Annotated in this window: 25 protein-coding genes; 8 read left to right on the forward strand and 17 right to left on the reverse strand. The window is 61.7% G+C overall.

Annotated elements, in window-relative coordinates; all coding sequences use genetic code 11:
- Window positions 1–121: 121 nt before the first annotated feature.
- From L0U81_RS30450 to L0U81_RS30460, 3 genes are all read left to right on the forward strand, one after another.
- Entirely contained in the window at window positions 122–1,429 is a 1,308-nt protein-coding gene (locus L0U81_RS30450) for an MFS transporter (protein WP_233810060.1), read from the forward strand.
- Window positions 1,430–1,468: 39 nt separating this feature from the next.
- A complete protein-coding gene (locus tag L0U81_RS30455) occupies window positions 1,469–2,629 on the forward strand; it encodes an L-talarate/galactarate dehydratase (protein WP_233809405.1) in 1,161 nt (386 codons plus the stop codon).
- Window positions 2,630–2,773: 144 nt separating this feature from the next.
- The gene (locus L0U81_RS30460; RefSeq protein WP_233809407.1) at window positions 2,774–4,033 is read left to right on the forward strand and encodes an MFS transporter; all 1,260 of its coding nucleotides are present in this window, start codon (window positions 2,774–2,776) and stop codon (window positions 4,031–4,033) included.
- A 66-nt stretch (window positions 4,034–4,099) separates the two neighbouring features.
- On the opposite strand, the gene L0U81_RS30465 is transcribed toward L0U81_RS30460, so the two are convergent.
- Window positions 4,100–4,951 (reverse strand): LysR substrate-binding domain-containing protein, encoded by an 852-nt coding sequence (locus tag L0U81_RS30465; RefSeq protein WP_233810062.1) that lies wholly within the window; start codon window positions 4,949–4,951, stop codon window positions 4,100–4,102.
- A 110-nt stretch (window positions 4,952–5,061) separates the two neighbouring features.
- On the opposite strand from L0U81_RS30465, the gene L0U81_RS30470 reads away from it, so the two are divergent.
- The gene (locus tag L0U81_RS30470) at window positions 5,062–5,925 is read left to right on the forward strand and encodes an alpha/beta fold hydrolase (RefSeq protein WP_233809409.1); all 864 of its coding nucleotides are present in this window, start codon (window positions 5,062–5,064) and stop codon (window positions 5,923–5,925) included.
- Between the two features lie 24 nt (window positions 5,926–5,949).
- Here L0U81_RS30470 and L0U81_RS30475 read toward each other — a convergent pair whose 3' ends face one another.
- The 5 genes from L0U81_RS30475 to L0U81_RS30495 form a co-directional block, all read right to left on the reverse strand.
- Window positions 5,950–6,657 (reverse strand): ABC transporter ATP-binding protein, encoded by a 708-nt coding sequence (locus L0U81_RS30475; RefSeq protein WP_233809411.1) that lies wholly within the window; start codon window positions 6,655–6,657, stop codon window positions 5,950–5,952.
- Window positions 6,650–7,414 carry an ABC transporter ATP-binding protein gene (locus tag L0U81_RS30480; protein WP_233809413.1) on the reverse strand — a complete coding sequence of 255 codons (765 nt, stop codon included), beginning with the start codon at window positions 7,412–7,414 and terminating at the stop codon, window positions 6,650–6,652. Before L0U81_RS30480 ends, L0U81_RS30475 begins: the two co-directional genes overlap by 8 nt.
- Window positions 7,411–8,400: a branched-chain amino acid ABC transporter permease gene (locus tag L0U81_RS30485; protein ID WP_233810064.1), complete on the reverse strand. Its 990-nt coding sequence runs from the start codon at window positions 8,398–8,400 to the stop codon at window positions 7,411–7,413. The genes L0U81_RS30480 and L0U81_RS30485 overlap by 4 nt, the downstream gene beginning before the upstream one ends.
- 20 nt (window positions 8,401–8,420) lie before the next feature.
- Complete coding sequence (locus L0U81_RS30490; protein WP_233809414.1) at window positions 8,421–9,281, reverse strand: branched-chain amino acid ABC transporter permease; 861 nt, start codon at window positions 9,279–9,281, stop codon at window positions 8,421–8,423.
- Window positions 9,282–9,377: 96 nt separating this feature from the next.
- Window positions 9,378–10,553, reverse strand: coding sequence for an ABC transporter substrate-binding protein (locus L0U81_RS30495; protein ID WP_233809416.1), 1,176 nt, complete (start codon window positions 10,551–10,553; stop codon window positions 9,378–9,380).
- 1,018 nt (window positions 10,554–11,571) lie between these two features.
- On the opposite strand from L0U81_RS30495, the gene L0U81_RS30500 reads away from it, so the two are divergent.
- A complete protein-coding gene (locus L0U81_RS30500; RefSeq protein WP_233809418.1) occupies window positions 11,572–12,732 on the forward strand; it encodes an acyltransferase family protein in 1,161 nt (386 codons plus the stop codon).
- Between the two features lie 51 nt (window positions 12,733–12,783).
- On the opposite strand, the gene L0U81_RS30505 is transcribed toward L0U81_RS30500, so the two are convergent.
- Window positions 12,784–14,358 (reverse strand): methyl-accepting chemotaxis protein, encoded by a 1,575-nt coding sequence (locus L0U81_RS30505; RefSeq protein WP_233810066.1) that lies wholly within the window; start codon window positions 14,356–14,358, stop codon window positions 12,784–12,786.
- Between the two features lie 142 nt (window positions 14,359–14,500).
- The gene (locus L0U81_RS30510) at window positions 14,501–15,346 is read right to left on the reverse strand and encodes a helix-turn-helix transcriptional regulator (RefSeq protein WP_233809420.1); all 846 of its coding nucleotides are present in this window, start codon (window positions 15,344–15,346) and stop codon (window positions 14,501–14,503) included.
- 104 nt (window positions 15,347–15,450) lie between these two features.
- Between L0U81_RS30510 and L0U81_RS30515 the strand changes: the two genes are divergently transcribed.
- Window positions 15,451–16,338 (forward strand): SDR family oxidoreductase, encoded by an 888-nt coding sequence (locus L0U81_RS30515; protein ID WP_233809422.1) that lies wholly within the window; start codon window positions 15,451–15,453, stop codon window positions 16,336–16,338.
- Between the two features lie 8 nt (window positions 16,339–16,346).
- The gene (locus L0U81_RS30520; protein WP_233809424.1) at window positions 16,347–16,487 is read left to right on the forward strand and encodes a hypothetical protein; all 141 of its coding nucleotides are present in this window, start codon (window positions 16,347–16,349) and stop codon (window positions 16,485–16,487) included.
- A 29-nt stretch (window positions 16,488–16,516) separates the two neighbouring features.
- On the opposite strand, the gene L0U81_RS30525 is transcribed toward L0U81_RS30520, so the two are convergent.
- The 7 genes from L0U81_RS30525 to L0U81_RS30555 form a co-directional block, all read right to left on the reverse strand.
- The gene (locus L0U81_RS30525; RefSeq protein ID WP_233809426.1) at window positions 16,517–16,654 is read right to left on the reverse strand and encodes a hypothetical protein; all 138 of its coding nucleotides are present in this window, start codon (window positions 16,652–16,654) and stop codon (window positions 16,517–16,519) included.
- Between the two features lie 158 nt (window positions 16,655–16,812).
- On the reverse strand, window positions 16,813–18,519 hold the full coding sequence (locus L0U81_RS30530; RefSeq protein WP_233809428.1) for a site-specific integrase: 1,707 nt from the start codon (window positions 18,517–18,519) through the stop codon (window positions 16,813–16,815).
- A 48-nt stretch (window positions 18,520–18,567) separates the two neighbouring features.
- Entirely contained in the window at window positions 18,568–19,452 is an 885-nt protein-coding gene (locus tag L0U81_RS30535) for a phosphatidylinositol-specific phospholipase C (protein ID WP_233809430.1), read from the reverse strand.
- A 1-nt stretch (window position 19,453) separates the two neighbouring features.
- Window positions 19,454–20,305, reverse strand: a complete 852-nt coding sequence (locus L0U81_RS30540; RefSeq protein WP_233810068.1) for a carbohydrate ABC transporter permease — start codon at window positions 20,303–20,305, stop codon at window positions 19,454–19,456.
- Window positions 20,305–21,174: a carbohydrate ABC transporter permease gene (locus tag L0U81_RS30545; RefSeq protein WP_233809432.1), complete on the reverse strand. Its 870-nt coding sequence runs from the start codon at window positions 21,172–21,174 to the stop codon at window positions 20,305–20,307. Before L0U81_RS30545 ends, L0U81_RS30540 begins: the two co-directional genes overlap by 1 nt.
- A 28-nt stretch (window positions 21,175–21,202) precedes the next feature.
- Window positions 21,203–22,459 carry an ABC transporter substrate-binding protein gene (locus L0U81_RS30550; RefSeq protein WP_233809434.1) on the reverse strand — a complete coding sequence of 419 codons (1,257 nt, stop codon included), beginning with the start codon at window positions 22,457–22,459 and terminating at the stop codon, window positions 21,203–21,205.
- Between the two features lie 137 nt (window positions 22,460–22,596).
- Entirely contained in the window at window positions 22,597–22,833 is a 237-nt protein-coding gene (locus L0U81_RS30555; protein WP_233809436.1) for a hypothetical protein, read from the reverse strand.
- 232 nt (window positions 22,834–23,065) lie between these two features.
- Between L0U81_RS30555 and L0U81_RS30560 the strand changes: the two genes are divergently transcribed.
- Complete coding sequence (locus L0U81_RS30560) at window positions 23,066–23,821, forward strand: complement resistance protein TraT (protein WP_233809438.1); 756 nt, start codon at window positions 23,066–23,068, stop codon at window positions 23,819–23,821.
- A gap of 475 nt (window positions 23,822–24,296) precedes the next feature.
- Here the strand turns inward: L0U81_RS30560 and L0U81_RS30565 are convergent, their stop codons facing one another.
- Together L0U81_RS30565 and L0U81_RS30570 are read right to left on the reverse strand one after the other, a co-directional pair.
- Window positions 24,297–25,037: a hypothetical protein gene (locus L0U81_RS30565; protein ID WP_233809440.1), complete on the reverse strand. Its 741-nt coding sequence runs from the start codon at window positions 25,035–25,037 to the stop codon at window positions 24,297–24,299.
- Window positions 25,038–25,477: 440 nt separating this feature from the next.
- Complete coding sequence (locus L0U81_RS30570) at window positions 25,478–26,077, reverse strand: hypothetical protein (protein ID WP_233809442.1); 600 nt, start codon at window positions 26,075–26,077, stop codon at window positions 25,478–25,480.
- Between the last annotated feature and the right edge of the window lie 93 nt (window positions 26,078–26,170).

A 26,170-nucleotide genomic window follows, 5' to 3' on the forward strand; every position in this document is an offset into this window, starting at 1 on the left:
CTCGAGATGCCGTTCACACACGAGTTGCGGCCGACGCTCAAACGCCGTAACAGATCAAGGAGACAGGACAGTGGGAACGAACGCCGCCAGACGGACGAACGTGCGATGGTTCATCCTCGCGATGATCTTCATCGTCACCGTATTCAACTACGTCGACCGCGCGACGTTGTCGATCGCGGCGCCCAGCATGCGTCACGAACTGGGTTTCGACGCGCTCACCATGGGCATTGCGTTTTCGGCCTTCGGTTGGGCTTATACGGCCATGCAGATCCCGGGAGGCATGATCCTCGACCGGTTTGGTGCCCGGGTCGTGCTCGGTCTAAGTCTCATCGTCTGGTCGGCACTCACGTTTTTGCAAGGGTACGTTCACCTGTTCGCGTCCGCGTTCGCAGCGCTGTTCGCGCTGCGTTTCCTGATGGGTGTCGCGGAGTCCCCCGCATTTCCGTGTAACAGCCGGCTGACGGTGATGTGGTTTCCGAACGCGGAACGTGGGCTCGCCACCTCGATTTTCCAGCTCGCGCAATATTTCGCGCTTGCCGTCTTTACCCCGGTCATGACCTACACGGTCAGCCGTTGGGGTTGGCACTACGTGTTCTTCTCGACCGGCGCGATCGGGGTGCTGCTCGGGGTGTGGTGGCTGAAAGCCGTTCGCGAACCCCAGCGCGATCATCGCGTGAATGCGGCGGAGCTGGAGTACATCTCGGCGGGTGGCGGACTCCCTGCGATGGGCGACAGCCCGCGGCCATTCAAATGGACAGAGGTCCGCTCGATCGTGGCCAACCGGATGATGATCGGCGTCTACATCGGGCAGTTTTGCCTGACATCGATGACCTGGTTTTTCCTGACCTGGTTTCCGACCTACCTGATCGAAGCGAAGGGCATGTCGATCCTCAAGGTCGGCGTGGCCGCGGCGATACCGGCCGTCGCGGGGTGCCTCGGCGGCCTGGTCGGCGGCCTGTGGTCGGATCGCATGCTCCGGCGTGGCTTCAGCCTCACCGCGGCGCGCAAGACACCGATCATTAGCGGCCTCGTGTTGTCGAGCACGATTGTCGTGGCGAACTATGTTCACTCGACCACGATTGTCATCCTCGTGATGTCGCTTGCTTTCTTCGCCAAGGGCGTCGGCAATCTTGGATGGTGCATCGTCGGCGACGTTTCGCCGAAGCACGCGATGGGCATCAGCGGCGGCATTTTCAATCTCTGCGGCAATCTCGCCAGTATCGTCACGCCGCTGGCGATCGGCTGGATGATCAAGAGCACCGGTTCGTTCGAAGTCGCCCTGACCTATATCGCGGCGCTGTCGCTGCTCGGCGCTTTCTCTTATCTATTCATTGTCGGCAAGCTCACACGCATTGAAGCGGAGGAGTCCGAAGAGACTACGCCACGCGACGTTCCTGCCGCCGTCCTGAATCCTCGTCACGGCAGTTGAAGCCGTGCATCAATCCCTCTTTTGCAAAGGACAACGTTCATGAACGCTACCGGCTCTCCTGTTTCCGGCGCTTCCAACGACCAGATCAGGTGGATTCGCCTCGCCTCGACTTATCTTCCGCTAGCCAATCCGATCAGCGATGCCAAAGTCCTGACCGGCCGACAAAAGCCGATGACGGAAATCGCCATTCTCTTTGTCGAGATCGAAACTGCCGACGGTCATCGCGGCCTCGGCTTCAGCTACTCGAAGCGCGCCGGCGGTCCTGGCCAGTTTGCGCATGCGAAGGAAATCGCGCCGGCGCTGCTGGGTGAAGACCCGAGCGACATCGCCCGACTGTGGGACAAGCTCGCCTGGGCGGGCGCCTCGGTGGGCCGCAGCGGGATGGCGGCGCAGGCAATCGGTGCCTTCGATGTCGCGCTATGGGACATCAAGGCAAAACGCGCGAATCTGTCGCTCGCCAAACTGCTTGGCGCACATCGCGACTCGGTGCGTTGCTATAACACGTCCGGCGGTTTTCTCCATACGCCGCTCGATCAGTTGCTGACCAACACGGACGTGTCGCGCGAGAAGGGTATCGGCGGCATCAAGCTCAAGGTTGGTCAGCCCGACTGCGCGCTGGATATCCGCCGCGTCGAGACCGTGCGCAAACACCTGGGAGACAGTTTCCCGCTGATGGTCGATGCGAACCAGCAATGGGACCGGCCTACCGCGCAGCGCATGTGCCGCACGTTTGAACAGTACAACCTGATCTGGATCGAGGAGCCGCTCGACTGCTACGACGCCGAAGGCCATGCGGCGCTCGCCGCGCAGTTCGACACGCCGATTGCGACGGGCGAGATGCTCACCAGCGTGTCGGAGCACTGGGAGTTCATTCGCCTTCGTGGTGCTGACTATCTGATGCCGGATGCGCCTCGCGTCGGCGGCATCACGCCGTTTCTCAAGGTGGCGGCACTCGCGGACCATGCGGGCTTGATGCTCGCGCCGCACTTCGCGATGGAGCTTCACGTCCATCTTGCTGCCTGCTACTCGCGCGAGCCGTGGGTAGAACACTTCGAATGGCTCGAACCGCTGTTCAACGAGAGGCTCCAGACCCGCGACGGCCGGATGATCGTGCCCACGCGTCCGGGGCTGGGGTTGACGCTCAGCGAGCGCGTCGCCGGGTGGACCAAGGAGGAAACGGAAGTAGGGCGCCGCGCTTAAGGGTTGATTGGCCGAGGGGCCGTGCCATTCAACGGCGGGGCTTTTCCCGCTACTGGAATCCACATCGCCACAGAAGCGGTGCAACCGTATTCAGCGCGGCGCCGTCGGTGAGCCGGTCGCCGCGCTGATCTTCAGGAGACGACGATGATTACTCGTCAGAGATGGTGGAGTATCGGTGGAAGCCTGCTGCTAGGTCTCTTCGTGGCGTATCTCGACCGCACGGTACTTTCGGTGGCATTGCCGTCCGTTGCGCGGGATCTGGGCTTCGCTGGGCCACGCATGGCGATCACATCCAGTTGGGCGCTTACCGCTTTCCTGATCGGCTACGCAGTGGCCAATGTGCTGGGCGGGATTCTCACGCGTAAATGGGATCCGAAGCACGTTGCCATCTGGACTTTCACTCTGTGGTCGTTAGCGACTTTGTTCGTGGGTTTCACAAGTTCCGTCGCTGTTCTGCTGGTCTGCCGCGTCTTGCTTGGAATCGGCGAAGGGGTGTACTGGCCGCAGCAGTCCCGCTTCGCGAAGGCCTGGTTCGCACCCGCGGAGCGGACCAAAGCCAATGCCGTGATCCAGTATTACGGGCAGTTCCTCGCGCTGGCGATCGGCTTTGCGTTTCTGACGCCGATCTATCACGCGTTCGACTGGCGAGTATTGTTCTTCCTGACCGGCGGTCTGGGACTTGTGGTGATCGTCCCTCTCTATGTCGTCAAACTCAAGCCGGAATCGGAAGCGCCGTATCCGCCGCCATCGCGCGGAGCGGTGGCGGCACGGCTCACACTTGCTTCGCTCGGGGGGCCATCTTTCTTCCTGCTGCTATTCAGCTACGTGATGCAAGGCATGCTCTTCTGGGGCGTGACACTGTGGATTTCCCTTGCCGTGCGTTCCGTGGGCTTTACCGGCGCATCTCAAGGTTTTGCGAGCGCGCTCCCGTACGTCGCGGCAGTTGTGTTCGCGCCATTCATGGCCTGGATCAGCGACCGAACCGGCCGACGGGTGACCATCGCCGCCTTGGGTCTGATTCTCCCAGGACTGTTACTGATGTTATTGCCGTTGGTCTCGAGCGGCTACGCCAAGCTCGCTCTTATCACGCTCGCGCTCGGGTACTTCGCAAGTAGCTACACGCCGAATATCTGGTCGATTCTGCAAGCTTCGGCCGAGCCGCAGGCGGTGGGTTCTGCCGCCGGCATGATGAACGGAATCGGCGCTGGCGGCGGTGGAACGCTCGCGGGTTTCCTCGTCGGGCTGATCAATGCCGCTACCGGTTCCTATATGTTGGGCTTCGAAATTCTAGGTCTGCTGGCGCTCCTCGGCGGTGGATCGCTGCTGCTTTACGGGCGCATGGCTGCGAACCGGAAAGCGCTCGATGCGACTGACGCGCAAGTGGCCGTGCCTGGGGCAAGCTGATCCGGAATCTGTGCGGCGTTTGAGGTTCTGCTGACAACATGGGGCGCGTGATCGTCGATCTCGGTGTTAATTCTTGAGGTCAGCGAGAATGCGTTCCGCGAGAAAATCGCACGGAGGCCGTTTCGACGCGGCACTTCGCGCCAGCACGACTTCGAGCGTGCCGATTTCCGGCAGGCCGTTCGCGGCGCCCAACAGCGAGAAGTGAGCCGGTACCGCGCACTTTGCCAAAGGGGTTACCGCCAGTCCGGCCTCGGCCATCGTCAGCAGGCCCAGCAGACTCGGACTTTCATACGACGTCCGATACGTGATGCGCGCTCGCTCCAGACTTCGTATGGCTTTCTCTCGTGCGACGCTGCCGGGTAAAAACACGGCGATGGGCAAGGGTCTTTCGCGCCAGATCTCGGTCGCCCCTGGCGCCGCGGCCCACACCATGGGTTCGTGACGCAGGAATTCCCCATGCAAGCCTTTCACGCGCGTCGCGCAGACCAGGTCGACGGTACCGTCCTTCAACATGGGTTCGAGAGCAACGCTTGGCAGCCCCACCACCTGAATCTCTACCTTGGGATAGGTCGCCGAGAATTTCTTGAGGATGGGTGGGAACAGCGACGTCGCATAGTCGTCCGGCACGCCGATGACCACGCGTCCGGTCACGTCGGGCCGTACCACCGCAGCCCACGCCTCGTCACGCAGCGCGATCATCCGTCGTGCGTAGGTCAACAGCATTTCGCCGTCCTGCGTGGGCACCACGCTGCGTGGCTTGCGAACGAAAAGCGTCTTGCCGAGCGCCGTCTCGAGCGTCTTGATCTGCATGCTCACCGCCGATTGCGAGCGATGCACGACTTGCGCCGCACGACTGATCGTGCCGGTGTCCGCAACCGCGATGATCATCGACAGCACGTCCAGATCGAGCGCCTTCATTTCCGTTGTCATGATCGGTGGTATCAGAAAAATAGATTGATCCCATCAATATTATGCGATTTTCTTTTGTCAGCCCACCATCGATAGTGTCGGCAAAAAGGAGCGCAGTGATGAATGCACGTATTAGCCCATCGATTCTCGCCACGGCCTATGGCTCGTCTGCGCCATCGTTTGTGACCACCGCATCGAGTCTTACCGTACCGTATGTCGAGTGTGGGCGTGGCGAGCCCATGGTGTTCGTGCACGGCTCGCTGTGTGACTATCGCTATTGGGACGCCCAGATGGCCTCCCTTTCGGGTCGCTTTCATTGCTTCGCTCCGAGCTTGAGCCACTACTGGCCCGAGATCGACGCGTTTGGGCGCAGCGACTTCAGCTGGGAAGCGCACGTCGAGGAGATCGCCGGATTCATCACGGCGCTCGACCTTGCTCCCGTTCATCTGGTCGGTCACTCACGCGGCGGTTGCGTGGCTTTCCATCTCGCACGCGAATATCCGCGCCTTGTGAAAACGCTGACGCTAGCGGATCCCGGCGGACCGCTGCAAACCGAATCGAGGGGGCAGCCCGCGTTCATGCCGCCGGCGACCAACGTCCTGCGAGCGCGTGTCGCGGAACTGATCGAGCGGGGCGAGTTCGACGCGGGCTTGTCGATGTTCGTGGATTCCGTGAGCATGCCGGGGTTTTGGAGCAAAAGCCCGGAGAGTTTTCGCCGCATGGCGCTCGACAACGCGCTCACGCTGCCCAAGCAGTTGCTCGATCCGCTTCCTGCCTATACGCCGGAAGCAGCGCGCGACATCAAGTGCCGCACGTTGTTGATCGATGGCCAGAAAAGCCCCCGTATGTTCCGCAATACAGTCGACAAGCTGGAACAGTGGATCGAGTTTGCCGAACGCGAAACGATCGGCGGGGCGTCGCATGGAATGAACGTCGCGAGACCGGATGCATTCAACCGGGCGGTCGCTGCTTTCGCGGCGTAGCCCGGCTGAAGCATCCAACCCCTCTCAGTGTTGAGACACGGCCAGCAAGGTATCGATCTTGTCATCCTGGGCCAATAGCTCGGCCGCTGTGCTCGCATGAATGACCGAGCCGCGCTCGAGCACCACGGCGTTGTGCGTGATGCTCAGGGCCTTGCGGGCGTTCTGCTCGACGAGAATCACCGAGAGGCCTTCGTCGCGGATGATGTCCGAGAGGATGCGCATCAAGTCCTGCACGATGATGGGCGCGAGGCCTTCGAGCGGTTCGTCGAGCAGCAGCACCTTGGGATTGAGCATCAGCGCGCGGCCGATCGCCAGCATCTGCTGCTCACCGCCCGAGAGCTGGTTGCCCATGTTCGCGCGGCGCTCCTCCAGGCGAGGGAACATCCTGTAGATTCGAGCCAGATCCCAGGGGCCGGGCACGGCGATCGCGGTCAGGTTCTCTTCGACCGTCAGCGACTTGAAGATATTGCGTTCCTGCGGCACCCAGCCAATGCCGGCCAGGGCGCGCTGGTGCGGCTTGAATCCGGTGACGTCCTTGCCATTGAGCCAGACCCGCCCGCTGAAACGATTCGTGTGGCCGACGATGGTGTTGATCAGCGTGGTTTTACCGGTGCCGTTGCGGCCCAGCAGCGCCAGCGCCTGGCCTTGACCCAAGGCCAGATCGATGCCCGTCAGGATCTTGGCCTCGCCGTAACCCGCTACGATTCCTTCCAGCTTCAACAATTCAGACATATTCGCCTCCAGCCAACTCCTCGCCCAGATACACAGCCTTCACGCGAGGGTCGCGGGCGATGTCGGCGCATGCGCCTTCCGTCAGCAGGCCGCCGCTCACCAGCACCGAAATGCGGTCGGCGAAGCTGAACACCAGGTCCATGTCGTGCTCGATCAGCACAATGGTCACGTCTTCGGGCAATGCGGCGACCGTGTTGAGAATCTCGCGGCGTTCGCCGTCGGGAACGCCGGCCACTGGCTCGTCCAGTAGCAGCACCCGCGGCTTTGCCGCCAGTGCCAGCGCGATTTCAAGCAGGCGCTGCTTGCCGTAGGGCAGCACGTGAGTTTCGCGATGCATGACGTCGGTCAGCCTGCACTGATCGAGCAGCGAAGCGACCTCGTCCATGACTTCGCCGCGATGACCCAGCGCGCGCCAGAAGCGAGCGCCGAGACCATCACGTTCGGAGATGGCCACGGACAGCGATTCGGCGGGCGTCATCTCCTTGAAAAGCTGATTGATCTGGAACGTGCGGACGAGGCCCGCGCGGGCCCGCTTGTGCACGGACAGCGAGGTGATGTCCTGGCCTTCGAGCTCGATACGGCCCGAAGTCGGCGTCAACACGCCGGTCAGCTGATTGATCAGCGTCGTCTTGCCGGCGCCGTTGGGGCCGATCAGGGCCTGGCGAGCACCTTTCTCGACCGTGATCGACACGTCGTTGGTGGCGACGAGGCCGCCGAAGCGCTTGACCAGATTGAATGTCTGCAGTGCGATCGTCATGCTTTGCTCCCGCTGCGACGGAACCACGTCCAAGGACGCACGAGCCGCTCGTGACCGACGATCACGATGATCACCAGCAGCAGGCCGATCCAGAACTGCCAGTATTGCGGCGTGATGTCCGACAGCCAGTCCTGCATGAACCTGAACACGACTGCGCCGATGATGCCGCCATAGAGATAGCCCGCACCGCCGATCATCAGCATGAGCAGCACGTCGGCCGAGCGGTGGAAGTCGAGCACGTCGAGCGATGCGAAACCCGTGGTCTGCGCGAGCAGGGCACCGGCCACGCCGGCGTAGGCGGCGCTCAGCGTGTACACGGCGGTGCGGCGCAGGTTGACCGGCACGCCCATCGCTGCCGCGCGAAGCGGATTCTGGCGGATCACTTGCAGCGACATGCCGAACGGCGACTTGACCACGGCGCGCGCGACGACGAACAGCACGAACAGCGTGACGATCGAGTAGGTGTAGGCCACCTTGCCGAACAGGTCGAACTCGAAGTGCCCGAAGAGCGGCACCATCGGCACGCCCGTCATGCCGTCAGCCCCGCCGGTGAGCCAGCCCAGCTTGTTGGCCAGTTCATGCAGGATGGAAGCCACGCCTAGCGTGACCATCAGGCGCGTGAGATCCGAACCGCGCATCACCAGCACGCTGGTGACGAGGCCCGCAAGCGCCGCCACCCCGCACGAGATCAGCATGCCCAGCAGCGGATCGAGATTGAAGTACTTGGCCAGCAACGCAGCCGAATAAGCGCCGAGACCGAAAAAGGCTGCATGGCCCAGCGAGACGATCCCGGTGTAGCCGAGGATCAGGTCCAGCGATACCGCGAACAACGCGAGGATCGCCATCTCATTGAGCAGCAGGTAGTTATTCAGCGGTATCAGGCAGGCGCCCAGGGCCGCGATCCAGAAAATGATTTCCGCGGGGCGCCAGCGTGACCACTGCCTGCCCATGCTGCGGACGTTGGGTGCAATCGTCGATGCACCCATTTCGTTAGAAGTTGCCGACTTCATTTGCCCCCCGCCCTGACGAATAGACCTTGTGGTCGCCACATCAGGGTGATGATCATGACGCCGTAAATGATGAACGCCCCCAGATCGGGGATGTAGTACTTGCCTGCCACGTCGGCGATGCCCAACAGCAGCGAGGCCAGCAGCGGACCGGTCAGCGAGGTCGTGCCGCCCACCGCGACCACGACCAGGAAATAGATCATGAACTTGAGCGGGAAGATCGGATCGAGGCCCAGCATGTTCGCGCCCAGCGCGCCGCCGAGGCCCGCGAGGCCTGAGCCGAATGCGAAGGTGGTCAGAAACACAAAGTTGATGTTGATGCCGAGGCCGCTCGCCGCGCGCGGATCATCGACCGATGCACGCAGGCGGCTGCCGAAGCGGGTTCGGGTGAGGATCAGCTGGAGCGCAATGACGAGTACCACGCAGACGAGGATCACGAACAACCGGTAGTAGCCGATGCCGATGCCGGCGAACACCGTGCGGCCCTGGAGCCATTGCGGCAGGTTCAGGAACTGCTGGCTCGAACCCATGAAGTAGTCGACCGTCGCCATGACCATGAAGGTCAGGCCGATCGTGAACAGCACCTGGTTGAGCTCGGATTGCCCGTAGACGCGCTTGTAGAGCGTGCGTTCGAGAATGCCGCCAAGTACGGCGGACGCGACGAACGCAAGGGGCAATGCGCAGAAGAAGGGGACGCCGAGACGCGACATGGCGAGCACGGTGGCGTAGCCGCCCACCATGGCGAAGGCACCGTGCGCGAGGTTGACGAAATTCATCAACCCCAGCGTGATGGCCAGACCGCTCGCCAGCACGAACAGAAGCATGCCGTAGGCAATGCCGTCGAAGAGAATGGTTAGCATGAATTTTTACCGCCAGAACGCCGCGCCCCTGGCAGTGCGAGGGGCGCGGCGGGCAAGTCGAAGTATCTGGATACCGCCTGATTTGCTTTAACGAAGTTATTTGATCTTGGCGGGATCCTTGACGGCCTCGACCTTGTCGAATGACACGTTGAACAGCTGGTTGTTCACGCGTTCCGTCCGGGTGATGTAGACGTTCTGGATCATTTCACGCGTCTGCGGATCGAGTTCCACCGGGCCGCGCGGGCTGTTCCATTTCTGCCCCTTCATGGCTGCCAGCAATTTGTCGCCGCTGGTGTCGCCCTTGGTGGCTTGCAGCGCCGCGTAGATCAGGTGCATGCCGTCATAGGCGCCGACGCTGTGGAAGTTCGGGCGCATGCCGGGGTTGGCTTTTTCGAAAGCAGTAACGTAGGCGTGGTTCTCGGGATTGTCGAGCGCAGCCGTGTAGTGCATCGATGTCACCGCGCCCAGCGCGACGTCACCCATGGCGTTCAGGATGTCGTCGTCCACCACGTCGCCGGTACCGATCAGTTTGATGCCCTGTTTGCTCAGGCCTCGCTCGGCGAACTGCTTCATGAACACGGCGCCGGCGCCGGACGGCACGAAGATGAACAGCGCGTCAGGCTTGAGGTCGGCGACCTTCTGCAGGAACGGCGAAAAGTCCGGGTTGGCGACCGGCACGCGCAGTTGCTCGACGACGTTGCCGCCCTCCGCTTCGAAGACCTTCTTGAAGGAGTTCTGCGCGTCGATGCCGGGACCGTAGTCGGCCACCAGCGTGACCACCTTCTTGATTCCGTTCTTCGGCGCCCAACGGGCGATGCCCAACGTGTTCTGCGGCAGCGTGAAGCCCGAGCGCACGATGTAAGGCGACTGCTCCGTGACCATCGCGGTGGCCGCGGCCATCACGACCATCGGCACCTTCGCCTGGGTCGCGAGCGGAGCGGCGGCGAGTGCCAGCGGGGTCAGCCCGAAGCCGGCCAGCACGGAGACGTGATCCTTGACGATCAGCTCCTGCGCAAGGCGCTTGGTGGTATCCGGAACGTTGGTGTCGTCCTTCAGAATGACTTCGATTTTCTTGCCCGCGACAGTGTCGCCATGCTGGGCGATATACAGCTTGACCGCCGCGTCGATCTGGCGCCCCGTGGAAGCGAACGGGCCGCTCATTGGGACGATGAGCCCGACCTTGACCACATCGTCCGCATGGGCGACCACGCTCGAACCTGCCAGCATGAGTGCGGCCGCGGCTTTAAGCAAAGTGCGCTTTTTGTTTTGCATTCGATTTCCTTGCTAGTAACCCACGTAACAACGTTGAAAATCGGACCCCTCGTTCCTGTCTGTGAGAACACGGTGAACGGGATCCGGCGTAACGGTTTGCACACCCTAAGCCGGGGTTTGGCTGGTCGGTTGGGGGCAGGGGCGGTCACGGCGAATGCCGCGCTGAGCCCGCCAGTGGCTATTGGCCGTGCTGTATCTTTTCGCGGGGACTGTGGACGGGATGGACATAGCCGTCACGGGATCGGTGCGCTCGCCCGAGGACCAACGTTAGAGCAGGCCGGGCGGATAAGGCGTTGACGTTAATCATCTTGCATCCGAACATCTTTTAGTCCCCTCTACGGAGGCCTCTCGATTGTGGTCCGCTCGCCTGCGATCCCGTCCGGCCATGCCGGCGGCGCAGGTATCTGTTCGCTTCTGCGAGCGCTTTTTCGACACGCCGATGTGACGGTCGCCCCTTCGCTGCAGAAGACGTCACGCGCCGTCTTGCGCGCGAATCCGCACCCAGCACGATAAGCACGCGCGCCGCGGGTTGAAAGAGCGGGTTAACCACATACGCAATATTCTGCTTGCGTCGCGCATTGGTGAACGCGCCCGCGCGCCCTGGCGATGGTCTCCCGCGGAACCTCGCAACGGCAGGCCTTGGCGAACCTCGCGAGTCAGGCATCAGGAGCGCTTCTGAGGATGTCTCGCGTCGACCCCGATAAGCAGATTCGATACCCCTGGAAAGAAATCGCAACCCTTTGAGGTGGCTATCCGGTAGTACCCGCCAAACTATGCTTGCGAAGTTGTGGCGGCTGAGTCCCAGGCCCATCACGATGCTGCATTGACACCGGAGCTACGGCAGCCTTCGAGCTGGTTAGGGGGCTGTAAGAACGACAGCGTATTTTACGGTCTTGCGTTCAGGAATCGAGCACGCATCGTCGCGGCGTTATCCGCTTCAATCCGAAGGGGTTAGAGGGTTGTGTCCCGTCTCTATACGGGCAATGGCAATGGCTGACGAACCAGATAAGGCAGTGTAATGAGCACTCAAAATGCCCCGCTCGACCTCGCGGTCGAGTCGAGTAAAACAGTGACGCGTCGAAACGCCGGTTTCGACGCGTTGCGGGCTTGCCTGACGTTGCTGGTCGTATTTCATCACTGCGCAATTACCTACGGCGCGATCGGCGGGTGGTATTACCACGAGGTAGCCCCGAATAAATCCGTCGAATCCGTGGTGTTGGTGCTCTTCTGCACGATCAATCAGGCGTTCTTCATGGGTCTGTTTTTTTTCCTGGCGGGCCTCTACACGTCAAGATCCATTGATCGCAAGGGGCCGGGCCGTTTCGTGGCCGACCGCTTTCTGCGGCTTGGCGCTCCCTTACTCGTGTACGGTTTTCTGATCGGACCCGCGACAATCGCATTAGCACAGGTAGGCCAAGGCCATTCGTTCGTTGGCACGCTGCTCTATCTTTGGCGATACGGTACTTTCGAAAACGGACCCATGTGGTTTGCCCAGGCCTTGTTGATCTTCAGTGTGGCTGCCGCGCTTTGGAGCACTGCATTCTCGCGCCCCAGGAATTACTCAACAGACCGGCCGGTTCGGGAACGATTCCCGTCCAATAAGACGCTGGCCGGTGCGGCGTCGCTCACTGGTATCGGGGCGCTGGCATTGCGGTCCAGATGGCCCGTGGGGGTCAACGTATGGGGTCTTCAACTCGGGTACTTTGCCAGCTATGTCGTGTTATACGCAGCAGGTTGCCATACAGCCCGCTCGCGTTGGATCGAACGTTTGCCGGAACGGCAAGTCGGGCTATGGTGGCGCGTTACCCTGATGACGTTACCTATATTGCCGCTTGTCTACTTTATTGGCCGGTACTTTCCTGAACTGCGCGGTCGTCCGCTCGCAATGGTCTACGCGTTTTGGGAGCCATTTGTCGCCTGGGGAACGATCTTGTTCCTTGCAAGAAATTTCCAACAACGCTTCGACAGACTGGTTGGCGTGTGGCAACCGCTGTCGCGACGTGCCTACACGATCTACATTATTCATCCGCCCGTACTGGTAGCCGTCGCGTTGGCGTGGAGAAACGTACCGGCAGCGCCTTTCCTGAAGTTCGCAATCACGGGTAGCCTCGCTTGCGCGCTGTGCTATCTGATTGCTGGACTTTTGCTTCGATTGCCCAAACTGGCATCGGTGTTGTGAAGGATGGGCCGCCGCTCGCGAATCGCTTGTTGATGGCGCAGGCGGTGTCAGTCACGATCCGGCTGCTGACCCGGCAATCGTAAAAAGGCGCACGGCTTCATCAAGGACATGAGCCGAGTCGACCAGCCGCTGCGAGGTGGCCGCCGCTTGCTCCACGAGCGCGGCGTTTTGTTGGGTCGCGCTATCGAGGTGGGTGATTGCCTGATTCACTTGCGTGATGCCCTTGGCCTGCTCGTCGCTTGCATTGGAGACATCGTCGATGATGGTGAGTACGCGTCTGACCGTCTCGTCAATCACTTTCATCTGCGACGCGGTACGGTCGATCAGTTCCGTTCCTTGCGAGACTTCCGCGACGGTCAGATCCACCACGGACTTGATCTGCTTCGCAGACTCCGCGCAACGTTGCGCCAACATGCGGACTTCGGTGGCGACGACCGCGAACGATCGACCGGCATCGCCAGCACGGGCGGCTTCAACGGCCGCGTTCAATGCAATGATGTTGGTCTGAAAGGCGATTCCATCAATCACGCCTGTGATATCGGCAATACGCTTCGACGCCGATGTGATGCCGGACATGGTGCGCTCAACGTGACCCACGATCTCACCGCCAAGCGCCGCGGCGTCCTGCGCCTCCCGGGCAAATCCGAGCGCAGACGCGGCTGCGTCTGCATTGGCTTTAACGGTCGTGGTGAATTGCTCCATTGTCGCTGCCGTTTCCTCGAGCGAGGCGGCTTGCATTTCAGTGCGACGTGCCAGATCGGCATTGCCGCTCGACATTTCGCGAGCGGCGTCGACCACCTGGCCAATCTGCCCTCGCACGTCCAGCACGATGGCTCCAAGGTTCGCCTTGAGTTGGTTCAGGGCGCTCTGCACATCTGCGAAATCGCCGTTCCTCGAAACGTTCATTTCAACGGTCAAATCACCGGCAGCCATTCGGGTGGCGAGATTGGACAGCCGCGCGATCGGCGCACCCAATTGCTTATTGAGCGCGAACCAGGCGCACCCGGCCAGCACAGCGGAGATTGCCGCCGCGGTCCAGAACGGCGACGGCGGCATCCCATCGTACTGGAATGCACCCACGAGCAGGAGTGCAAGTGGCGCGATCGCATAGCCGATCGCGATGCGCGCCACCACGGAGAAACGCGTTAGTGCCAGCAGCTTGCCGGCTAGCCCGGTACGCACCAGTTTTCCACGTTGCAACTTGTGCGAGCGCAAAGCGCCTTCGCGCATCTGCGTGTAGGTCGACTCGGCGAGCCTGACTTCGTCACGCGAAGGCTTGGTACGGACGCTCAGATAGCCGACGGTCTTTCCGTTTTCAACGACCGGTGTGACGTTCGCGCATACCCAGTAATGGTCACCGTTCTTGCGGCGGTTTTTCACGAGCCCCGTCCACGGGTAACCCGCCTGGAGACTGTTCCACAGGTCGGCGAAGGCCTCGCGTGGCATGTCGGGATGCCGGATGATATTGTGTGGCGCGCCGAGCAATTCTTCTCGCGCGTAGCCTGAGATCGCGATGAAAGCGGGGTTGCAGTACTGGATTCTTCCCTTCACGTCAGTCGCCGAGACAAGCATGTCGGAGGCGGAGAAATCGAATTCGCGTTGGGTTACGGGCTGGTTATTGCGCATGAAAGTCGTTAGCGAGGCGCGGCGCTCCATTTGGGGCGCGCCGGGATGTCGGTCAATTTGCGCTCTAACGGCAATAACCCTAAATTCTTTACGGTTATCTGACTAGCGTAGTCGGGTACTCGGAAGCTGGGTCGGCCATATGTCAGGCCGAAAGACGGCTCGTCTTTGGCGGAGAATTGACGGCACTGCGAATGCGCATTGCGATTTGCGCGTCGAGCGGTGTGTACACGAGCATGCTCAGGTCTGGCCGGCCATCGACGGCGAATAGTGAAAACTCCATCTCGATGGTTCCGAACTGGGGATGCAAAAGGCGCTTAACGTGCTCTACTTCGCTATGGCTGAATACCTGGTTTTCTCGCCACATCCGCTCGAAATCAGGGCTGGTGCGGCACAGATCATCCACCATGTCGCCCACTTCGGAAGCGAGCCCGGCGCGTGCAACGTCCGCGCGGAACGTCCCCACGACGAAGCGCGCGACGCTCTCCCAGTCGTGCTGTTTTGCCCGGACGGCCGGGTCGCCGAACAGGAAGCGGAGGATGTTGCGCTGGCCCGGCGGCAGCGTGCTGTAGTCGGTGAGCACGATAGCTGCGGCAGGATTCCACGCTATGACGTCCCACGTCGCGGTCTTGATGATCGACGGGCTGGCGTCGAGCGAATCGAGCACGCGCTGCAAGCGCGGGTCCACTCCATCGGTTGACTGGTAGCGCACCTCTGGCGGTCGACCGAGGCCCAGCATGAAAAGATGCTCGCGCTCGGTATTCGTCAGCATCAGCGCGGCACAGATGCGCTCCAGCACCGCGGCGGAAGGCGCGCCGCCACGGCCCTGCTCGAGCCACGTGTACCACGTCGAACTGATATTCGCGCGCTGGGCCACTTCTTCCCGGCGCAGTCCGGGCGTACGCCTGCGGCCCGAGAATCCGAAGCTGGCCGGATCGAGCCGCGTGCGGCGGCTGCGCAGGAAGTCCCCGAGAGTTTGGGCGGTGTTCACTGGGATGATTAACCTGTTAGTCGCTTTACCGGGATAAGCTCACTACTTCAATAGCATAGTGAATGATCGCATAGTGCGCGGGTGGCTATCCTGGAGACTTGACCATGCGAATCTTTCTGACGGGAGCAACCGGGTTTATCGGCTCGGCTTTGGTGCCCGAACTTATCGAAGCCGGGCATCAGGTTATCGGCATGACCCGGTCTGATCAGGGCGCGCGGGCGCTGAGCGCAGCGGGCGCCGACGTCCATCGCGGCACGCTCGAAGACACCGACAGCCTGCGCATCGGCGCCGCGAAGGCAGATGCCGTCATCCACCTTGCGTTCGATCATGATTTCTCGCACTTCGTGGAGAACTGCGAGAAGGACAAGCGCGCGATCGAGGCACTTGGTTCGGCGCTGGCCGGCTCGGATCGTCCGCTTCTGATCACGTCAGGCACGGGCGTTGGCAGCCGCGATAACGGGCAGCCGGCCATCGAGGATGTGTTCAACACTGATCACCCGAACCCGCGCATTGGATCTGAGCTGGCCGGCAATGCACTGCTGGAGGCGGGCGTCAATGTGTCGGTGATGCGCCTGCCGCAGGTGCATAACCCGTACAGGCAAGGCCTTATTACGCCGCTCATCCAGATCGTGCGGGAGAAAGGCGTGTGCGCCTATGTGGAGGATGGCAGTAACCGCTGGCCGGGGGGACATCTGTCGGATGTCGTGCGACTGTACCGGCTGGCGATCGAGAAGGGCGAACGCGGTGCACGCTATCACGCGGTCGGCGAAGAAGGTGTCAGTGCCCGCGAGATTGCCGAGGCGCTGGGGCGGGGCCTGAAGGTGCCTGTCGTCTCGATTGCGCGCGAGGAAGCGCCGTCGTACTTCGGATGGATGGCGATGTTCGCCGCGCTCGATATGCCGGCATCAAGTGCGCAGACGCGGGCGCGGTTGGGCTGGCAACCGACAGGTCCGACACTTCTCTCCGATCTGAACGAAGCGCGTTTCGTTTAGGTGTCGACGTGAACCTGGTGATCGCTGTCAGCTGGACGGTCGCAGTTTGGCGTCCGGCTGATGAAGGAACGGGCCTTGAGTTGCCCAACTGGGATGGAAGCGTGGCTGCGGCAGAAGCGGCGAAATCCGAAGCAGCTTCTGTACTGTGATAGTGCGGCCGCGTTGACAGCCGCTGTGTTCAGGACTGACGACGTGCAGCGAATAGTTTGCGCACAAACGCAAGCAGACGTGAAGGTTTCAGGCGGAAATGACTATGACGTGTAATGCCCGCGCGGTTGTAAAGGTGGGTGGTTTCGATCAGGGTGATGGGACTCATGATTAGCTCCGTTAAGTTTGAATAGAGCATAAGTCTCGCTGTCTCAAAATCATGTAGGTTCGGTCCGAATTGTCGCGTTGCGGGTCGAGTATTACCTCGGCCTCGCGCCGGCGCTGACTGTCATGGTGCTCGGCCTTGGCATCGCCGACTATACGACTTCACTTGCGCGCAGCGAACACGTCGCTGATCTGCCGTGCCCGCTTCACCTCATCGCTGTGCAGATAGATCGACGTCGTCGCGATCGAAGCGTGCCGCAGATTGTCCCGCACGGTCGTCAGTTCCGCTCCGCGCCCGAGCGCATGCGTCGCGTGGGTGTGGCGCATCCAGTGCGGACTCGCGCGACGCAGCGTGTCCGCAAGCGGCGGATGATCGGCTTCGATACTTTTCGCGGCGACCAGGAAGAAGCGCCTGAGCACACCCCATAGGCGCACGCTGCTGATCGCCGCATCGCTGTCTGCTTCGAGGCTGCCGATGACCGGCGTTTCAGGCCGCCAGCGCACAGGCGTGATGGGCAGGTCCCGTTCAGCCAGGTAGCGCGCAAGGGCGTCCCACGCGAGCGGCGGCAGAGCGACGCGCGCCAGCTTGTTTCCCTTACCCCGCACGCGCAGCCAGTGATCGCCGCGCGGATCGGTCTCGACGTGCCCGAGCGTCGCGCTGACGAGTTCGCTCGCGCGCAGCCCCGTCGCGTAGCCGAAGTCGAGCAGAAAGCGCAGCCGCTGCGCGGCCGGGGCTGACCAGCCATACGACCACTCGAGTCCATCGGCGATCGTGCGCACAAGCATCCATTCGCCCTCGCTGAACGCGTGCGAAGTGTCCAGCGCGTTGGCGCGGGCGGCCTCCCGCACCTTCACGCCGGCGAACGGATTGGCGAGCACGTAGCGCTGCTCGATGAGCCAGCGGAACAGCGCGCCCAGAATCGACAGCGCATGCGCGACCGAGCGGGCCGACAGGCTGCCGTTGAACGGCCGCCAGTCCAGCGACGTGCGCGCACGCACCGGTCCAATCCAGCGCTCGCGCGGCGACGGGTGGCGCAGGAACGCGCGATAGGCGATCGCGTCTTCCGTCGTGAGTGAGGACAACGCGCGGCCGCGCTCCACGATCGCCCACAGGATCAGGCGCTCGGCTTCCTTGCGATAGGTGCGCTGCGTGGCGGGTGATTCGTGCAGTGCAAGCCATGTCTGCACCGCTTCGTAGTCGTTGGCGGCGTCAAGTGTGCACGCAGCCTTCGGTGCGCGGAATGTACCCTGGGAGCCATCGACTTCGTGCGGCACCTGCAGCGATTCCCACGGCACGAGCTCGCCGCGGCGGCTCGCGATGATGAGCGCACGCGCCTTTTCAGTGAGAGCAGGCCACGCCGCGAAGAACTGCTCGATTGCGCGGGCGCTCGCCGCGCCGAGGCCCGGTACGGCTTTCCACCACTGGCGGCGACGCGGGATGCGTACGGTCAGATCGGCGAGCGTGTTGATGTCGTGAGCATGCAGCACTCGCACGGCGCGCGGTGCGAGCCATTGCGCGATGTCGTCGGTGATTTGCGGTTCGGGCGGACGCGCCGAGCGCAGCACATCGACGGCCTGCGCGACTGCCTTCGCGTGGTGCGCCCGATCGTCCGCGGGGTGATCGAACAGGGCTGCAAGATCGTCACGATGCAGGGCCCGCGCGAGTGCGATCAGCCTGCGCCGGATGCGTCCGAGCACCCCGCGCGCGGATTTGCCGTCGCCAAGCGACGCAGGCTGATAGCGCTCGACCGCTTTGCGCACGGGCAGTCCGGCGTACCAGGCGCGCAGCACGGCGAGCTCGTCGGCAGCGGGGAAGCCTGGCGGTTCTTCGATGCGAGGGGAGGGTAAAGGGAGGCGGTGCGTCTTCATGCGGCCAAGTTTAACGCGTAGATCGGCACCTTATGATAAGAATGTGCCTTACCGACTCCAGTTACATCCGATCAACGCACGAACGAGGCACCAGTTCTTCCAGTCGCAAAAATCGAGCATCACGCTGCCGGACGGCTCCGAACGCGCCGCGAGTCGCTCGACAAGACGCTCGTGAATACCACGATGCTGTGCATCGCCCAACGCCACGACGACCGGCGGTGCCGCCATCCCGGTGCCGCTGCAAAAGTTGATGACCCAACGTTCGCCGCACAGACCGGGAGCGAGGTCCAGCAGCGAATCGATGGCGTGCCATTTGTAAGCGATCGATGCCGGCACCGGCACGCGAAACTCATCCTGAATGGTGAACGGCGCCGGCACATTGTCGATATCGAACATCGCGTTGTCGGACCAGGCCGTCAGATCGATGCCGAGCGGTTTTTCGCTCGTGAAGCGCCGCAGCAGCACGATGCTCCCGCGTACCGCCCGTAGCGGCAGCAGTTCAGGGGCAAGGTGCCAGCGCGCGTCCGCGTATTGCGCCACGTACCATTCGAAGGTCGCGGCAAACGTGCGGGTGCAGTCACGCGCGGGCCACTCGTCCTTCACCGACATGACGATAGATTCGCCGGGGTGACGCGCGAGAAACTGACCGCAGGTCCGCACCACATCGTCGAAGGTGAGACCCAGCGGGATGCCGCCGTGATGAATCGCGAAGCGGTCGCGCTCATGGCGGCAGCGAATGTCGAGGACCCGCACGCCATGGTGCAACTGATCGTCAAGCGTGGCCTGTTGCGTGCGTGCGAGCCGGTCATCCACTGTGTAGGCGCAGGTGTCGTGGCTGCCCGGCAAGGTCAGTGCGCAAAGCAATCGGTTGCCATCGATTGCCGACATCCAGTCAGCCAGCGAAACGGTGGGGTCGATCAGGGTAGGGCGCACGCTACTTCAACCCGCCCGAAAAACCCTGCATCAGATAGCGCTGCACATAACCCGCGAGCAGAAGCGTCGGCACTGACGAAATCAGACCCGCGCTCATCAGCTCTCCCCAGTCGATACCGTTCTCGGTGACATAGCCCGCCATGGCGAGCGAGAGCGTGAAATGACTCGGCGACGAGACGAACAGCAGCGCCAGCAGAAACTCGTTCCACGCAATGATGAACACGAAGATGGCAGTGGCAACGAGACCTGGCGCGCAAAGCGGCATGACGATGAAGACGATGCGCTGCGCGAGGTTCGCGCCGTCGAGCGCCGCGGCCTCCTCGAATTCGATCGGCACATCGCGCACGAACGGCAGCAACATCCAGATGGCCATCGGCAACGTGTACAACTGATACGCGAGTATCAGACCGAACAGCGAATCGAGCAGATGAAGCCACTTTGCCAGCGAAAACAGCGGTACGGCCACCGTAATCGGCGGCATCAGCTTGAGTGCCAGCACGAGCATCAGGAACACCAGATCGAGTCGCGCCGGAAATGCGAGTCGCGCGAGGGCATAGGCGGCCGGAAAGGCCAGCGCGAGTGCGAGCAACGTGGCGCCCAGCGCGACCCACACCGAGTTCAGCACCGGCTGGGCCATGCCGTTTTCCCATACCGCTGCGAAATGTTCGAACGTGGGCGCTGAAGGCCACAACGCAAGCGGATGAGCGAGGCGTTCCAGCGTTGGCGTGAAGGCCGCACCAACCATCCATACGCACGGCAGCAGCAGCACCGCTAGCGCGCCGAGCCGCAGCAGCCCACGTACCGCGGCACCGGATGAGCGTCGCGCGAAACCCTGAAAGCGCGCGGCCGGCATCACCGGTCGCGCTTGACGGCCGATTTCCATATGTATCCCGAGACCAGCACCGCGCACGTCACCAGCATCAGTACCGAAGCCGCGCTGGCAGGCCCAACGTTGAAGAAACGGAAGCCCGTGTCGTAGATGTACGTCGACAGCGTCTGCGTGGCATTGCCCGGACCGCCGCCCGTCAACGCGTACACCTTGTCGAACAGCTTGAATGTGTCGATTGACCGCAGCAGCATGGCGAGCGCGACCTGCGGCGCAACGAGCGGCAGCGTGATGTAGCGCAGGCACTGCCAGTCGTTCGCACCGTCGATGCGCGCCGCTTCCGCGATTTCAGGCGGAATCGACTGTAGCCCCGCGAGGATGACGAGGAACGCCATCGGCGTCCATTGCCACACATCGACCAGCATCAGCGACCAGAGCGCGAGGTGCGGATCGGATAGCCAGGGCACTGGCGGCAGATCCGCCGCCGCGAGCAGCGCATTCAGGAAGCCTCGGTAGTTGAGCCAGTTGCGCCAGATGGCGGAGCACACGAGCGTGGAGAGCATCATCGGCAGCACGGCGAGCGGCAGCGCGATGCGCCGGCCCGGAAACGCGCGGACGAACAACAGCGCGAGCGCGAGTCCGAACAGGACTTCAGCGATCGAGGCCACGATCATGAACTGGATCGTATTGACGAAACTCGTGCCGAACTCGTCGTCCGCAATGACCGATCGATAGTTGGCGAGCCCGATGAACGAGCGATGTCCCGACGCGTAATCCACCGAGCAAACGGAATCGATCAGGACACGCGCCACCGGGTAGAGCGCCAGCACGCCGAGCACGAGCACGGCAGGGCTCATCAGGACGATCAGCGGCAGGTAACGCCGCAACCGGCTCATCGATCCGTTCCCACGCTTGCTTGCGCGGTCACCGCGATACCGCGTTGGCCTGGGCGATCTTCTGCGCGGCCTGATGCAAGGCCGCGTCGGGCGCGGCCTGCCCCGTCAGCGCGAGTTGCAACGCGTCGCCGAGAATTGCCTCGATCTGCTGCCAGTCCTTAACGCGAGGCCGCGCGCGGCCTGCTTCGAGCGCCTTGAGCTGGTCCGGATACCAGCGATATTGCTTGACGAGCGTCGGATTGGCGAAGACGCTCTTGCGGGTCGGCGGAATGCCGAGCATGGCAAGTTGCGTTTGCGTGGCCGACGAAGTCAGATAGGCAAGGAAATCCGCGGCCACTTTCGCATGCGCCGCATCTTTCGCAATGCCCATTTGCCAGATGCCGAGCATCGGCGCCGGCCCCTTGACCTGTCCGGGCGGAGGTTGCAACGCGATCTGGCCGACGACGCGCGACTTCGCCGGATCGTCGAGAGCAGGCAGCCAGGCGGGCCACACTTCGATGGCCTGAGCGGCCATGCCGCCCTGCAACGCGTCGCGCACTTCGCCGGCGCCATACACGTCGACGTCCTTCGGTGCCCACTTCTTGAGGGCGAGGAGCATCTTCAGCGCCGTCAGCGCCTCTGGTGAATCGATCGTGACCTTGCCGTCCGCGTCGACGACTTCTCCACCATACGCCCACAGGATCGGCAGAAAACCGGTGACGACGGGGTTGCCCTTTACGCCGCGAAACACGACAGGCGAAACGTCCTTGTCGGCGGCACCGATGGTTTGTGCGATCTTCAGCACGTCGTCCCAGTTGCGCGGCGGCTGCAGGCCGCGACTCGCCAGCAGATCCTTGCGATAGGCGAACATCTCGACGTTGCCGACTATCGGCATCGCGTACAAGGTGCCCGTCGGCGCGCGTCCCAGGGAGACCGTGGAGGTCACCATGTCGGCATCCGCGAGCGTGGCGGGCAGCGGCTGAAGCCATCCGTTGGCGATGAATTCAGGAGACCAGGTGTCGTCCATCATGACCAGGTCATAGGCGCGCGTGTTTTCCCGCAACGAGAGCTTCAGCTTCTGATAGAGGTCGTTGTTCGGCAGCTTCAGCAACTCGATGTCGACGCCCGGGTGCTGTTTCTTGTAGCCGTCCACCGCTTGCGCGAGACCGCGGCCGTAGATGTCGTCCCGGCCTGCGATCACGAGATCCGCGGCATGGGCTCCAGGTGCAGCGATGGACAGGCATGCCGCGATGCAAGCCGCGCGGAGGCAGGCGAACAGGGTCGTCCGCTGGATCATTGAAGCCATGGCTCTTGAATTCCTCTTGGGGATAGGCTTATGCGTACGATGAGTCCGGAGCAACCCACCACGCTTATTTTTTATCGCGCGCAGAGTCGCGAAAAAAAGATGCCAGATACGGCAGCGTGGATTGCAGCAACCTGGCATTACACCCATGTGTCAGCAAGCGCGGTTGCCGCACGGCTTTCTGCTTCCCGGCCAGCTTCGGCAATGCTTCCACCGACAGCAAACAGGACGACTGCCTCGCCAAACGTTTGCGTTTCCCGACGCACACCGATCCCGCAGGGCGGCTGTTCACGAACCGGCTTCCCTTCCGAATCTGTGAGAACGCATGTTGCGCCATCAATGTAGGCGGAGTTCTTCTGTGTTTTCGCCGAAGACATCTGTGTCGTTCCGCCGGTGACAGTCGCGCATCCGGTTGTCATCACGGTCAGTCCGACGGCAGAGAGCAGTGCGGCGATTCGTCGTTATTTAACAGTTGCCGCGCGTGCAATCGGGAGTCCAACCACCACGCGGTTGATAAGGCCCCTCAATTTTCCGCGTGAGATGCCGATAAGAAAGTTTGCGTGCAAAACCACACTACATGCTCGCTGTTATGGCTCACGGAGAAAAAAAATGAAGCGTTACGCAAAAACTATTTTCGTCGCCGCATCTCTGGCGGCAATTGGTTCGACCAGTCTGCTCGCAGGGTGCGCAGCCACCCAGCTAGCCATCGAGAAGCGCGAGCTGGATGTCCAGACGAAGATGTCCGACACCATCTTCCTCGACCCGACGCCGGAAGCCAAGCGAACCATCTTCGTTCAAGTGCGCAATACGTCCGACAAGCAGGACTTTGATATTGCGGCGGACGTCACGTCGGCCATCGCGGCCAAGGGCTACCGCGTTGTCACCGACCCGGACAAGGCGCAATTCATCCTGCAGGCGAACATTCTGCAAGTTGGCAAGGTGTCGGCGTCGGCTGCGCATATGGCGTTCGGCGGGTACGGCGCGCCGCTTGGCAGCGCGTTCCTGGCGGCGGGCGCCGCTGCCGGCATGGGGGCTCGCAATGGCGCGATTGTCGGCGCGGGCCTCGCTGGCGGACTGGTCGAATTGGTCGCCAACTCAGCGGTGAAGGACGTGTATTACACGGCCATCACGGATGTGCAGATCAAGGAGCGTCAGCGCAGCGGCGTGAAGAGCCACGAAAGCTCGATGCACAACGTGCACCAGGGCAACAGTGGCGGCACGACTGTTACCTACAACGACGACACGGACTACCGCACCTACCAGACGCGCGTGATGAGCGTCGCGAACAAGGTGAACCTCGACTTCAACGACGCGGTCACGCCGCTGCGTAGCGGTCTCGTGCGAGTTGTTTCGGGCGTGTTCTAACAGGCTATTGCCATGCCTCCCGCCGCCTTGATTTGGGCGGGAGGGTGTCCCCATCAGTACGACCGACCGAGTTCCTGACGGCATCGGTCGTTTGCACGATGGTGACTTGGTCGACGTGTACCTTAAGAGCGTAGCTCGTTCTAACTTCGATAAGCTGGATTCAGCGGTTGTGCCACCCCCTTCCCGGAAAGACGATTCCAGACGACCGGTGAGTACCTGCCCATGGGGCGTTACACGCACGCGCTGGGCTGGAGCACGGCAAAGACCGAAACGGCGTTCGCAAGGCAATCCGGAAAGTTGGGGAAAAAATAGCGGCCGTGAGAACTTCCAGAAAAACGAATCGAATAACGGCTTTGCGTATCGCATAACGCATGATGTGTCTTTGCATGACGCGGAGCCGAAGCTCCGCGTGTTAGACGCAGTGATGCGGACTTGCAGCGTGTCTCAATCTCTCCACCTCTTCGGCGGCAAAGGGTCAGCGGTTTGCTGTCGATGCAGGTGGGAGTCGTTTGTAAGTCGAAGTGTCAATCATCGTCCCATTCTCCTTCGGGGCGAGACTGGTGTCGAGTTCACGTCCGGTAGCAGCGTCGAATCGCCCGCGTTCATAGTTGGCGGCGCACACGCGATAACTCTTCCCGCCGTCTTCGGTAGTCGAGTCCTTGCACAGGACCTGGGTGACGAATACCCAACCGTCATCGTTCGAGAGTCCCGCGACGAGGTCACCCGTCTTTTGAATCATCAATGATGCGAACGTGGAGGGAAACGAAATTTCCTTCACGACCGAATAGGGAACCTGTGCTGGAACTCGCATGCTCATGACGCCGGGAATGGAATAGGTCTCAACGCTCGTCCATCCCGCGACCTGCTGTGTGTAGTCGGCTTCGGTCATATAGGGCTCCGGGTGTTCCGGATGCCACTGCCTGGCACTATTCACATAGCCTTTCTCGTAATTTTTCCGGGCGTCGTCGCCATCGTACGTGCGTAAGGGACCGACGGTGCCAATCAGGACGAGTCCGCCGCGTGAATTCCTGGTCAGGACCGCATTGGCCACGTGCTTGGCCGACGTCGAAAGCGCGCTTTGCTCCATTTCAGAACGGGCCTTCGCCAGTTCCGATGCGTTAGGACCCGAGCCAAAGCCAATGCCCACGCCGTCACGATTAGCGGCACAGGCGGAGAGGAGAACGCACATGCTTACTGCGATTAGAGATTTGTTCATTGTCGTCTTGTGTCTATCAAATTGTTTTTTTCAGACGCTGGAGGCCGCGTAATGCGCATGCCGGTCGGGGAGGTCGTTCGGATGAAAATGCGAGGGCGAGCAGGCGACAATTCAACTGGTAGCTTGTGAGTTGGCCGCCGATTTGTCCGCCATCGAAACACCTTGAGCGGATTGCGCCGGCGACTCAGTCGGAAGAGCTTCCAGCGGCGAGGCGGTTGTGGGTTCCGCGATAGGCGCCCCCACCTCCGCACCGGGCGTGTTTGCAGCCGTGTCAGAAGACACAGGCAGTTCTTCGTGTCGGGATGCGTTTGCCTGTAGGCTCGCTATCAGGGTATCCATCTGCTTTTGTTGGTCCGTGTCGAGCAGGAACGTGTTACCGCCTTGCCGGACCAGGGTCCACAAAGCGCCCGTCCTGGCACAGTACTCCGATGCCGGTGAGGTCAGTCCGAGTGAGTCGAGGCGGAATTCGTTGACGCCGTTGAATCGCTCCCGACGTCCGGTGTTGACCTGGCAGCAGGTACCGATGCGTTGGCAACCGGTTGCTGCGTTTCCGGATTGCCGAAAGACACCGTAATGTCATCGGGATAGGCCCACCACGCGCCGGTAGCGCGGTCGATACCGCCAGTGACGAGTGTGCCGACGACTCCGGTCATGATGAGGTTGCCGGCAAGTGCGCCCTTGCGAGTCGATGATTGAACGGTAGTCGTCGCGTCCGGTTCGCCGGGCTTGGTGCACTTGACGTTCAGGTCATCCTTCGCGCGATGCACCTTGACACGACCTGGCGTTGTAACTTCGTAGTTGCCCTCGGAATTTGTCAATACGCAGTTTGCTCCAGCGATGTCGGCAGCAGCTTTCTGCGTCGTCACCGATACATTCTGTGTGGTTCCGCCGGTGATGGTTGCACATCCGGTCGTCATCGCGGTAAATGCGACGGAAGAGAGCAGTGCGGCGATTCGTAGGGATTTCATTTCTGTCGGTTTTTGCCGTTGTTTATTCTTCGTGCCTGCGGTCAGTGCGAGCACGGGCGCAATGCCGGCCATTACAAGTATCGTTCCCTTCAATTCTCCCCCGTCTGGTGCGAAGCTCTCAAATTACTCAGATTATCTTCATCCGCCCCTGTTCCACGAAATTAG

Source organism: Paraburkholderia sp. HP33-1, assembly GCF_021390595.1.
GTDB lineage: Bacteria > Pseudomonadota > Gammaproteobacteria > Burkholderiales > Burkholderiaceae > Paraburkholderia.

What these genes read in the sequence shown, in the direction of transcription:
- L0U81_RS30450 (WP_233810060.1), top strand. Translation starts at nt 122, where the DNA reads ATGATCTTCATCGTCACCGTATTCAACTACGTCGACCGCGCGACGTTG.
- L0U81_RS30455 (WP_233809405.1), top strand. Translation starts at nt 1,469, where the DNA reads ATGAACGCTACCGGCTCTCCTGTTTCCGGCGCTTCCAACGACCAGATC.
- L0U81_RS30460 (WP_233809407.1), top strand. Translation starts at nt 2,774, where the DNA reads ATGATTACTCGTCAGAGATGGTGGAGTATCGGTGGAAGCCTGCTGCTA.
- L0U81_RS30465 (WP_233810062.1), bottom strand. Translation starts at nt 4,951, where the DNA reads ATGAAGGCGCTCGATCTGGACGTGCTGTCGATGATCATCGCGGTTGCG.
- L0U81_RS30470 (WP_233809409.1), top strand. Translation starts at nt 5,062, where the DNA reads ATGAATGCACGTATTAGCCCATCGATTCTCGCCACGGCCTATGGCTCG.
- L0U81_RS30475 (WP_233809411.1), bottom strand. Translation starts at nt 6,657, where the DNA reads ATGTCTGAATTGTTGAAGCTGGAAGGAATCGTAGCGGGTTACGGCGAG.
- L0U81_RS30480 (WP_233809413.1), bottom strand. Translation starts at nt 7,414, where the DNA reads ATGACGATCGCACTGCAGACATTCAATCTGGTCAAGCGCTTCGGCGGC.
- L0U81_RS30485 (WP_233810064.1), bottom strand. Translation starts at nt 8,400, where the DNA reads ATGGGTGCATCGACGATTGCACCCAACGTCCGCAGCATGGGCAGGCAG.
- L0U81_RS30490 (WP_233809414.1), bottom strand. Translation starts at nt 9,281, where the DNA reads ATGCTAACCATTCTCTTCGACGGCATTGCCTACGGCATGCTTCTGTTC.
- L0U81_RS30495 (WP_233809416.1), bottom strand. Translation starts at nt 10,553, where the DNA reads ATGCAAAACAAAAAGCGCACTTTGCTTAAAGCCGCGGCCGCACTCATG.
- L0U81_RS30500 (WP_233809418.1), top strand. Translation starts at nt 11,572, where the DNA reads ATGAGCACTCAAAATGCCCCGCTCGACCTCGCGGTCGAGTCGAGTAAA.
- L0U81_RS30505 (WP_233810066.1), bottom strand. Translation starts at nt 14,358, where the DNA reads ATGCGCAATAACCAGCCCGTAACCCAACGCGAATTCGATTTCTCCGCC.
- L0U81_RS30515 (WP_233809422.1), top strand. Translation starts at nt 15,451, where the DNA reads ATGCGAATCTTTCTGACGGGAGCAACCGGGTTTATCGGCTCGGCTTTG.
- L0U81_RS30525 (WP_233809426.1), bottom strand. Translation starts at nt 16,654, where the DNA reads ATGAGTCCCATCACCCTGATCGAAACCACCCACCTTTACAACCGCGCG.
- L0U81_RS30530 (WP_233809428.1), bottom strand. Translation starts at nt 18,519, where the DNA reads ATGAAGACGCACCGCCTCCCTTTACCCTCCCCTCGCATCGAAGAACCG.
- L0U81_RS30540 (WP_233810068.1), bottom strand. Translation starts at nt 20,305, where the DNA reads ATGCCGGCCGCGCGCTTTCAGGGTTTCGCGCGACGCTCATCCGGTGCC.
- L0U81_RS30545 (WP_233809432.1), bottom strand. Translation starts at nt 21,174, where the DNA reads ATGAGCCGGTTGCGGCGTTACCTGCCGCTGATCGTCCTGATGAGCCCT.
- L0U81_RS30550 (WP_233809434.1), bottom strand. Translation starts at nt 22,459, where the DNA reads ATGGCTTCAATGATCCAGCGGACGACCCTGTTCGCCTGCCTCCGCGCG.
- L0U81_RS30555 (WP_233809436.1), bottom strand. Translation starts at nt 22,833, where the DNA reads ATGTCTTCGGCGAAAACACAGAAGAACTCCGCCTACATTGATGGCGCA.
- L0U81_RS30560 (WP_233809438.1), top strand. Translation starts at nt 23,066, where the DNA reads ATGAAGCGTTACGCAAAAACTATTTTCGTCGCCGCATCTCTGGCGGCA.
- L0U81_RS30565 (WP_233809440.1), bottom strand. Translation starts at nt 25,037, where the DNA reads ATGAACAAATCTCTAATCGCAGTAAGCATGTGCGTTCTCCTCTCCGCC.
- L0U81_RS30570 (WP_233809442.1), bottom strand. Translation starts at nt 26,077, where the DNA reads ATGGCCGGCATTGCGCCCGTGCTCGCACTGACCGCAGGCACGAAGAAT.